The 9,017-nt window shown below is 71.9% G+C and carries 8 protein-coding genes and 1 pseudogene; 5 read left to right on the top strand and 4 right to left on the bottom strand.

Going from position 1 to position 9,017, the window contains the following annotated elements; all coding sequences use genetic code 11:
• The 3 genes from VR45_RS10955 to VR45_RS10945 all read left to right on the top strand — a co-directional run.
• Positions 1-1,144: alpha/beta fold hydrolase (locus VR45_RS10955; RefSeq protein ID WP_052709003.1), on the top strand; the 1,144-nt coding region annotated here is incomplete at its 5' end.
• Between the two features lie 290 nt (positions 1,145-1,434).
• The gene (locus VR45_RS10950) at positions 1,435-2,316 is read left to right on the top strand and encodes a LysR family transcriptional regulator (RefSeq protein ID WP_045939503.1); all 882 of its coding nucleotides are present in this window, start codon (positions 1,435-1,437) and stop codon (positions 2,314-2,316) included.
• A gap of 382 nt (positions 2,317-2,698) precedes the next feature.
• Entirely contained in the window at positions 2,699-3,568 is an 870-nt protein-coding gene (locus tag VR45_RS10945) for a haloalkane dehalogenase (protein WP_045939502.1), read from the top strand.
• A gap of 27 nt (positions 3,569-3,595) precedes the next feature.
• On the opposite strand, the gene VR45_RS10940 is transcribed toward VR45_RS10945, so the two are convergent.
• Both VR45_RS10940 and VR45_RS10935 read right to left on the bottom strand, forming a co-directional pair.
• Entirely contained in the window at positions 3,596-5,101 is a 1,506-nt protein-coding gene (locus tag VR45_RS10940) for a DPP IV N-terminal domain-containing protein (RefSeq protein ID WP_107084158.1), read from the bottom strand.
• A 47-nt stretch (positions 5,102-5,148) separates the two neighbouring features.
• Positions 5,149-5,814: a DUF4097 family beta strand repeat-containing protein gene (locus VR45_RS10935; RefSeq protein WP_045939501.1), complete on the bottom strand. Its 666-nt coding sequence runs from the start codon at positions 5,812-5,814 to the stop codon at positions 5,149-5,151.
• A gap of 223 nt (positions 5,815-6,037) precedes the next feature.
• On the opposite strand from VR45_RS10935, the gene VR45_RS10930 reads away from it, so the two are divergent.
• Complete coding sequence (locus VR45_RS10930) at positions 6,038-6,769, top strand: helix-turn-helix domain-containing protein (RefSeq protein WP_045939500.1); 732 nt, start codon at positions 6,038-6,040, stop codon at positions 6,767-6,769.
• A 70-nt stretch (positions 6,770-6,839) separates the two neighbouring features.
• Here VR45_RS10930 and VR45_RS10925 read toward each other — a convergent pair whose 3' ends face one another.
• The gene (locus VR45_RS10925; RefSeq protein WP_045939510.1) at positions 6,840-7,217 is read right to left on the bottom strand and encodes a VOC family protein; all 378 of its coding nucleotides are present in this window, start codon (positions 7,215-7,217) and stop codon (positions 6,840-6,842) included.
• 312 nt (positions 7,218-7,529) lie between these two features.
• Positions 7,530-7,697 (bottom strand): hypothetical protein, encoded by a 168-nt coding sequence (locus VR45_RS46835; RefSeq protein WP_159394178.1) that lies wholly within the window; start codon positions 7,695-7,697, stop codon positions 7,530-7,532.
• A gap of 442 nt (positions 7,698-8,139) precedes the next feature.
• Here VR45_RS46835 and VR45_RS10920 point away from each other — a divergent pair.
• Positions 8,140-8,944: pseudogene (locus VR45_RS10920) on the top strand (class I SAM-dependent methyltransferase).
• Positions 8,945-9,017 lie beyond the last annotated feature (73 nt).

The raw sequence follows: 9,017 nt of genomic DNA, 5'->3' as shown, positions 1-9,017 counted from the left end.
CCGGAGCCGCCGCTCCCGGCTGCGCCGGCGTCTGCTCGCCGGCCTGGCGGGCGTCCTTCTCCTCGCCCTCGGCGCCACCGCCGGTCTGTTCTGGCTGGCCGCGGGCCGGTTCGTCCGGCCCATGGACGACACCCCGCTCAACACCCGCATCATCGCCTCCGCCCTGGGAACGGTGACCCTCCCCGCCACCGACGACAGCCGCTACCGCGGCACCTACGGCCTGATCTGGCAGGACAAGGGGAGCGACCGGCGCCGCCAGGGCATCCTCGGTGCCGTCCTTGCCTCCAACGGCGACACCGTCACCCGCGAACTCGCCACCGGAACGCCGCCCACGCCGGGGGCCAAGGCCAAGGTGGTCGTCACCGTCTGGGCCTGCGACCCCCGGCAGGCCCTCGGTCTCGATTACCAGGACGTCACCTACCCCGGCGAACTCGGTCCGATGCCCGCCTGGTTCCTCCCCGGCACCGACACGACCTGGGTCGTCCAGGTCCACGGCCTCGGCGCCGGCCGCGCCGCCGGACTGCGCACCATGCCCGCACTGCACGAACTCGGCCACCCCGTCCTCGACATCACCTACCGCAACGACCCCGGCGCCCCCCGGGACAGCAGCGGCAAGCGCCACTTCGGCGACACCGAGTGGCGCGACCTCGACGCCGCCGTGCGGTACGCCCGCGACCACGGGGCCACCGGCGTCGTCCTGTTCGGCCACTCGATGGGTGGGGGCATCGTCGAGACCTACCTTCAGCGCGCCGCCGACACCGGCGCCGTGAGCGCCGTCGTCCTGGACTCGCCCGCCCTGGACTACCGCGCGGCCCTCGACACCGTCGCCGCCGGCCTCGGCGTGCCCGCACCCGTCGCCGCCCTCGAAGCCGGGATCGTCGGCCTGCGCGCCGACGTGGACTTCGACGACGTCGACGCCCTGGCGGCCAACCGCCGCACCGGCGGCCCCGAACAGCCCGTCCTGCTCTTCCACGGCACCGGCGACACCGTCGTGCCGTACGCCACCAGCGCCGAGTTCGCCCGTGACTGGCCCGACAAGGTCACCCTCGTCACCGTCGAAGGAGCGAGTCACACCGGCGCCTGGAACGCCGATCCCGACGCCTACGACAAGGAACTCGCCGCCTTCCTCGCACAGCACACCTGACCAGGGGCCGAGGAGGGGGTCTGCCAAGGGAACGCCGGCTCCCCGCGCCGGGGGCCGGATGTCGATACGTCAGATCACCGCGAGCGAAGGCCTGTTGACCTGCCGCTCAACAGGTCGACCGGCCGTCCACTCGGGGCGCCCGACTCCTCTCCCCGCCCCTCTGAACTGCGGGTTCACCGCCGAGGGCGGCCCGCCGAAGATCGTTCCGGCGTTGCGGCCGAGGGCGCCGGCATGCCACTCTTGCTCGCGCTCGTCGGGGTCGAGTGCCTGGTCATCGGGGGCGGGAAGCCATGGAACTGCGGGACATCGAGATATTTCTGACGCTGGCCGAGGAACTGCACTTCGGACGGACCGCCCAACGGCTCTACGTGTCGACCGCGCGCGTCAGTCAGGCCATCAAGCAGCAGGAACGCAGCATCGGCGCCGAGTTGTTCCAGCGCGACAGCCGCAACGTGCGGCTGACGCCCGCCGGCGAACAGCTGCGGAAGGACCTGGTGCCGATCTACCGGGGCCTGAAGGAGAGCCTGGAGCGGGCCCGGCTGGCCGCCCAGGGCAAGACCGACTCGCTGCGGATCGGCATGATCCCCGCCAACGCCCACGAGCTGCGCCACTACTGGGAGACCTTCCGCACCCGCCACCCCCAATGGGGGCTCAAGCTGCGGCACGCCCCGTTCGTCGAGCCTTTCGCGGGACTGCGCCGCGGGGACATCGACATCCTGGTCTCCTGGCTCCCCGTCCTGGAACCCGACCTGGTCACCGGCCCGAAGATGTTCGCCGAGACCAGAGTGCTGGCGGTGTCCCTCGACCACGAGCTGGCCGGACGCGCCTCGGCAAGCCTGGAGATGCTCGGCGACTTCCGCACCACTTCCAACCAGACCCTCCCCGACTACTGGGCCGACAGCTACACGCCGCCGCACACCCCCAAGGGCCGGGTGATCGAGCGGGGCCCGGAGGTCGACAGCATCGACGACATCTTCACCCTCATCAGCGCCGGCGAGGTCGTGAACACCTTCCCCGTCCACGTGAGCCGCTACTGGGCCCGACCGGACATCGAGTGGCTGCCCGTCCACGACATGGACGCGCTGGACTACGGGCTGGTGTGGCACGGCGAATCGGAGAACGACCTCATCCGCGCCTTCGCGCAGGTCGTCCGCGACCTCGGCACACTCTGACGCCGGAGGGAAAGCCCGGTACGCCACTGCCCGCGGCGGAGGACTACGGCGGAGAAGTACAGGGGAGACGTACGGCGGAGATGTACAGCGGAGAAGTACTTCGAGAATCAACGGCCGAGTCCGCAACCCCGGCCGTGCATTCGCCGGCATTCCCATTGCAACAATTGCACGGCGCTGACCTGGGGAATCGGCCGGTCGTGGCCTCGAATTGATTGACCCGCACCTGGACGAAACATAGCCTTCCCCACGTTGGAATGCCGGGCCGTTCCTCCAGCAACGGGACCTCGCCGATCCGTCGATCCGCCGACCCGCAGAGCCCTGCCGCCCCCGCATTTCCGGCGAACTCCCGCCGACAGTCGCACGCTCGAAAGGCTCCGCCCTCATGCCCGTCCAGCCCGTACTCGACTCCACCATGTTCCACCGGGAGTTCGGCGCCGGTTCGCCGATGGTCTTCCTGCACGGCAACCCCACTTCCTCCCACCTGTGGCGGGACGTCCTCCCCGCCGTCGGCGGACCGGGCCGGCTGCTGGCCCCGGACCTGATCGGCATGGGGGAGTCGGGCAAGCCGGACCTCGCCTACACCTTTGCCGACCACGCCCGTTACCTGGACGCCTGGTTCGACCTGCTCGGCCTGGACGAGGTGGTGCTGGTCGGACACGACTGGGGCGGCGCCCTCGCCTTCGACTGGGCCGCCCGGCACCCCGGACGCGTGCGCGGCATCGCGTTCACCGAGACCATCGTCAAGCCGATGACCTGGGAGGAGTTCCCCGAGGGCGGCCGCCCGCTGTTCGAGGCGATCAAGACGCCCGAGGTCGGCGAGGCCCTGATCCTGGACGACAACGCCTTCATCGAGCAGGCGCTGCCCGGCACCGTCGCCACCCCGCTCGCCCCGGCCGACCTGGACGTCTACCGGGCCCCGTACCCCACCAGGGAGAGCCGCCGCCCGCTGCTGCAGTGGCCGCGCTCGATGCCGCTGGGAGGCGAACCCGCCGATGTCGTCGCCAGGATCGAGGCCTACGACCGGTGGCTGGCGGCCAGCGCGGAGGTGCCCAAGCTGCTCCTCACCTTCGCGGCCGGCCCCGGCGCCATGATGGGCCCGGCGATCGTCGACTGGTGCGCGGAGAACATCGCCGGCCTGGAGATCGAGCACCACGACGTGGTCGCCGGCCACCACACCCCGGAGGACCACCCCCTCGCGATCGGCGCCGCCATCGCCGCCTGGGCCGATCGGCACAAGCTCCGCCGGGGCTGACCGGCCGTCGGTTCAGTGCCGCGGCGCTCAGCCGAACAGCTCGACCAGTACCCGCCCGGTCCAGTCGCGGACGCGGGTCACCGGCGGGGTGTCGACGGTGGACGCGGAGTCGATGAAGTACTCCTGGCCGTCCGCCACGGTGACGGCGTGGTCCAGCTCGTCGTCCGTGAGTTCGGCGAAGCCGAAGCCGGAGCCCGGGCCGAGGCCGGAGCCGGGGCCCAAGCCCGAGCCGAAACCGAAGCCGAAGGCGAGACTGAAGCCGAAGCCGGCCCCGGAGCCGAAGCGGGGGCCGTCCAGCGCGGCCCGGCACACCGTGCGGCGGTGCGGGTCCTCCTCGACCCGTCCGGTAGCGGTGAAGTACACGACCCGCTCGGCCTCGTCGACGCGCAGGATCTGTCGCACCGTCCACGGCCCGGAGGTGACCTGGCCGAGCAGCGCGCCGGTGTGCAGGTCGTACCGGTAGAGGTGGCCCCAGCCGTCCCGCCGCGAGTACCAGAGCACCTCGTCGGCGAGCACCCGCACGATCGGCGGCTCGTACAGCCACTGGTTGGGCTCGGCCCGGGTGTCGTCGCTCTCGCTGAGCACGGTGGTGACCTCGCCGGTCGCCGGGTCCAGCCGGTGCAGGGAGAGCGCGCGCGGGCCGCGGGGGCGGGCCAGGTAGTACACCGCCGAGCCGTCCTCGGCCCACCACGCCCACTTGGTGGCGATCGGCGACACCTGCGGCATGGGCAGCGGCTCGGTCCGCGCTCGGACCACCGTGCCCGCGGCGACGTCCAGCACGACCAGTTCGGCCTGCGGCACGGTCTCGTCCCCGGGGTGGGCGTTCCGCTGGGNGCCGTCGGCGGGCCGTGCCGCCACCGGGTGGGTCCGCCGGACGCCGCGTTCGTCCGTCCGGTGCGTCAGCACCCGCGTCGAGTCGGGCGACCAGGCCACCGCGGGCGGCAGGTACGGCAGGCCGATCCTGCGCAGCAGAGTGGTGTTGGCGGTGCTCGCCGGGCCGGTGCCGTACTGGTGGTCGGGCGCGCCGTCGGTGGTCAGTGCCCACTCGCGGCCGTCGGACAGTGAGCGCGCCCACAGGTCGTGTCCCCGCCGGGCGACTGTGAGCTTCCCATCGGGGGACGGCACCTCCAGGGGGCTGCCCGGCGGCGTGGACTCCGCCGGCTCGCAGGTGTAGTCGTCGAGGCGGCAGCGCCAGTACCCGCCGAGGGCGGCGAACTCCACGACGTTCCCGGTCGGTCGGACCGCCATGAGCGGCAGGGCCCCGGGGTCGACCGGCTGCCCGGAGGCGGTGGCCAGTGCGGCGGCGAGCCGGGCGTGGTCGAAGGCCGGCTCACGGGTGCCCGCTGCCGGGTCGACCAGGACGAACCGCCGGCCGCCGCCGCACTGGCCGCCGCCGTCGCTCACCGAGTACCAGAACCGTGCGCCGCCGTCGATCCACTGCGGCCTGACCTTGTCGCCGCCGACGAGTTCGCCGGGGCGGGCAGGGCGGTGGAGGAACTGCTCCGCGGCCTGGTAGTCCTGGGCGGTGCTCATGGGTGTGGTCCTTACTGGGTGCGCTGTCCGGGTGCGGCGACGGTGCGTCAGAGGCTGCGGGCGGTGATGTCGCCGTGGGCGGTGGTGGCGCGGATGGCCAGGGCGGGGGTGCCGTCGGTGTTGCGGAGGCTGTTGTGGATCCGGCCCGACGTGGTGCCGGCGTCCAGGGCGGCGGAGACTCCGCGGGCGGCGCCGACGGTCAGGTCGCCGGACACGGTGCGCAGCGTCACCACGCCGTGCACGGCTTCGGTGATGCGGATGTCGCCCTTCTCGGTGCTGATCTCGCCGGGGCCGCCGAGGCGGCCGACCGTGATGTCCCCGGCGAGGAGGGCGAGACGGGCGCTCGCGGTCTCGTCGAGCTCGACGGTGCCGTTCGAGCTTTCGAAGGTGACGTCGCCGAGCCGTCCGTCTCCGAGGAGTTCGGCGCTGGCCGCCTTTGCCCGAAGGTGCGAGCCGGCGGGCAGTCCGACCGTCACCTCGACCGACCCGACGGAGCCGAGGACCCGGTTCGCCTGCGGCGCTTCGATCCGCAGGACGCCGTCGGCGTAGGTGATCCCGGTCTGCTCCGCCGCCTTGACGTCGCGGCTCTTCGAGGCGTCCAGGGGCAGGACCTCGACCGTGGTGTCGGAGCGGTCGGTGGCGGTGAACCGGAGCCGCCCGGCGGGGACGTCGAGGACGACGGAGACCGGGGCGGGGGTGTCGAACTTCTGCATGGTGCTCTCCTGTGGTTTCGTGTTTCTGACTACGGAAACGCTACGTTGCCTTCGTAAATCATGCAATCTGCCCGCTGCTTACTGTCTGCATCTGTGCAGGTGAAAGCGCATTTATCGTTGCAACAAGTATGCATCTAATGCAACGAAGATGTTGCCGATCGTTGCACTGGATGGGCGGTGGGCGCTACTTTCGACCCCTCGGGGAACGTGAAGGGGGACGGCGATGCCGGGAAGCAGACTCACTCAGCAGGAACGGCGACGGATCGCGCTGGGGCTGGCCGACGGCCTCGCCTACGCGGAGATCGCCAGGCGTCTCGACCGTCCGACCTCGACCGTCACCCGTGAGGTGATGCGCAACGGAGGCCCCACCGGCTACCGCGCCGACCTGGCCCACAGCGCCACCGAACGCCGGGCCCGCCGCCGCGGCCGGGTCACCCCCCGAAGGCCGCAGCCGCGCCCGCCCGCCCGCGGACGCGACCCCGAAGCCGTACGGGCGTACGAGGAGACGCTCGCCGGCGTCCTCGTGGCCTCGGGCCTGCCCGCGATGATGGCCCGCGTCCTGGCCTGCCTCACCCTCGCCGAGTCCGGCAGCCTCACCGCGGCCGAACTCGCCCGGCACCTCCAGGTCAGCCCGGCATCCGTCTCCAAAGCGGTCGCATTCCTCGACGGCCAGGGCCTCGTCCGCCGGGATCGCGGCGAACGGCGCCGCGAGCGCTACACCGTCGACGACGACGTCTGGTACCGGACGATGATGGCGGCCGCCCGCTCCACCGCCCACCTCGTCGAGACCGCGCGCCAAGGCATCGGCGTCCTCGGTTCCCACAGCCCCGCCGCCGCGCGCCTGGAGAACATCGTCCGCGTCCTCGACTTCGTCTCCGAGAGCCTCAGCCGCACCGCGACGCAGGCCCGTGAGATGCTCGCCGCGAGCTCCGGGGCGACCTCGGGCGGCACGTGATGACGATCCCGGCGGCGGGGCGGGTGTCGGGTCAGTTGTCGGGTCACGTATCGGGTCAGCCGGCGGCAGGTCAGGTGCCGGCGGGGGGAATCCACTCCGTCAGCTGGACCACGATGCCGTTGGGATCGGTGAGTTCCAGCAACTGCTCACCCCACGGCTCGCGGTGCAGCGGGACGGTGATGTTGGCGCCCTCCCGCCGCAGCCGTTCGTGCTCGGCGGCGAGGCCGGTCACGGCGAACGAGACCAGCACCCCGACCGGCCCCGGCCCGGGCGGCAGTTCGAGGTCCCGCTGCCGTAACAGCACATCCGGGGCGCCATCGTCCCGGCCGAGAACCACCGACTCCCCGTCCGCCAGCAGCTCCCGATAGCCGAGATGCGTGGTGAAGAACCGGCTGGAGGCACCCGGATCGATGACGCTCAGCGTCACGGTGGAAGCGACGACATTCATCGTGAGCGGCACCCCCCGAGAGTGGGAACGGGCATGTCTGCATTGCTCCTTCGCCTGTCTGTCCTGCGAACGGATCAAGCATCCCGTCATGCCAACGGGAGGAACAACGGCCGAGACCGCAACGGTCGTTAACCCAGCAGTTGACGAACCCGCGCCGGGGAACAGCCCGGTGTCCGTACAGCCCGACAGCCCGGTCCCGAGCGCGACCTTGCCCGGGCCGGGTGCGTCGACGCTGCCGAACTGGGCATGTGACGCAGCGGCCGGGGGAGGGCGGGGCGCCAGGAGGCGGCCCCGCCCTCCCCCGGCGGCGGGCTACATCTGGCCCTGGTCCATCATGGTGCCGCTGCGCGTCTGCGCCTGCGGTCCGGAGTCCTGGCCGTCCGCGTTCTCGGCGGGGTCCGCGCTGTCGGCCTGCGGGTCTGCGACCCTGCGGACGACCAGTTCGGGCTGCTCGTCGGCGTACTCGTCGGTCTCGGGCACGGGGCTGTCCTCTCTCGGGGGGTGTCAGGGGCACCTGTACCAACGAGCGGCGCACCGCGAGATCACGGCCTGCGGGTCGGCGGCCGGCTGATGGCGGCCTCGGTCCAGGAGCGGGCGCGGTGGGGGCGCGCTCCCGGAGGGCCGGACCGCCTGCGCCGGGTCGGCACAGTGCTCCACCGTCCCGGTCGGTGCGATCGGTTCCGCACGCCCGATGACCGCTCCCGGCGTCGGCCGCACCTTCTCCCGGCACTGGTCGGGAAAAGAGACAGGGTCGGGAAAGGTTCCCGACCAGTGCCGTGTCGGAGAACGTCCGCCCTGCCGCGTTGTCAGGCAGAGCCGTCTCCAGGCTGCACGGCGGCGCGGCAGGGCAGAGGTGTCCGGGCACGGCACTACCGTCATGAGGGTGACGGGAATCAATGCCGACCAGCGGTGGTCCGAGTCGATGCCGGCGGCCTATGAGCAGTACCTTGTGCCGGTGGTCTTCCGGCCTTTCGCCGAAGAGCTGACCGCGAGGGCGGCGGCACTCCGTCCTCGGCGGATCCTCGAACTGGCTGCGGGGACCGGCGTGTTGACATCGAGTTTGCTCGTAGCGGCACCCTCGGCCGAAGTGACGGCCACCGACCTGAACGAGGCCATGGTCGCTTTCGGGTCGGCCCGGGCGCCGGGCGCCGGGAGCGGTGTGGCGGCAGGCCGACGCGCAGCGGGTGCCGTTCCCGAACGGAGGCTTTGACCTGGTGGTCTGCCAGTTCGGCGTGATGTTCTTTCCCGACCGGGTAGCGGCCTTCACGGAGGTTCGGCGGGTGCTGGCCCCGGGCGGCCGGTTCCTGTTCAACACCTGGGGCCCACTCGGGACGCACGCCTTCGAAGTCGCGCTGCAGGCAGGGTTGGAGCGGGCTCTTCCGGTCGACCCACCGCGATTCTTCGCTAAGGTTCCGCACGGCTACGCCGACCCCGCTGTCGTGGTCGCTGATCTGGCGGCTGCCGGTTTCACCGTCGAGGAGGAGCAGGAGCTGACGCTTCAGGGCCGGGCCGCGTCGACCGCCGACCTTGCCACCGGCTACCTCACCGGGACACCAGTGCGCGCGGCCGTCGAGGAGCGCGGTGACGGACCGGCTGTCCGGGCAACCGTCATCGAGGAGATGACGGCCCGCTTGGGCCCGGGGCCGGTCACCGCCCCGATGACGGCGTACGTCTTCCGCTGTTCCAGGGGGCGGTCAGGCACCGGCCGTTCTTGTTGCGGATCGTGAAGCAGCCGCCGCTCGCCTTGACCGTACGGGGGCGACCGGAACCGGGTGGTCGCAGTCGTGGGCGACCTGGTCG

It is taken from the genome of Streptomyces sp. NRRL S-495, from assembly GCF_000966955.1.
In the GTDB taxonomy this organism is placed as follows: Bacteria; Actinomycetota; Actinomycetes; order Streptomycetales; family Streptomycetaceae; genus Kitasatospora; species Kitasatospora purpeofusca.
The sequence above is the reverse complement of the archived record's forward strand: the minus strand, read 5'-3'. Positions and strand labels throughout refer to the sequence as shown.

Bases quoted from the DNA above. Each gene is read 5' to 3' on its own strand.
- VR45_RS10945 (WP_045939502.1), top strand. From the start codon at position 2,699: ATGCCCGTCCAGCCCGTACTCGACTCCACCATGTTCCACCGGGAGTTC.
- VR45_RS10935 (WP_045939501.1), bottom strand. From the start codon at position 5,814: ATGCAGAAGTTCGACACCCCCGCCCCGGTCTCCGTCGTCCTCGACGTC.
- VR45_RS10930 (WP_045939500.1), top strand. From the start codon at position 6,038: ATGCCGGGAAGCAGACTCACTCAGCAGGAACGGCGACGGATCGCGCTG.
- VR45_RS10925 (WP_045939510.1), bottom strand. From the start codon at position 7,217: ATGAATGTCGTCGCTTCCACCGTGACGCTGAGCGTCATCGATCCGGGT.
- VR45_RS10950 (WP_045939503.1), top strand. From the start codon at position 1,435: ATGGAACTGCGGGACATCGAGATATTTCTGACGCTGGCCGAGGAACTG.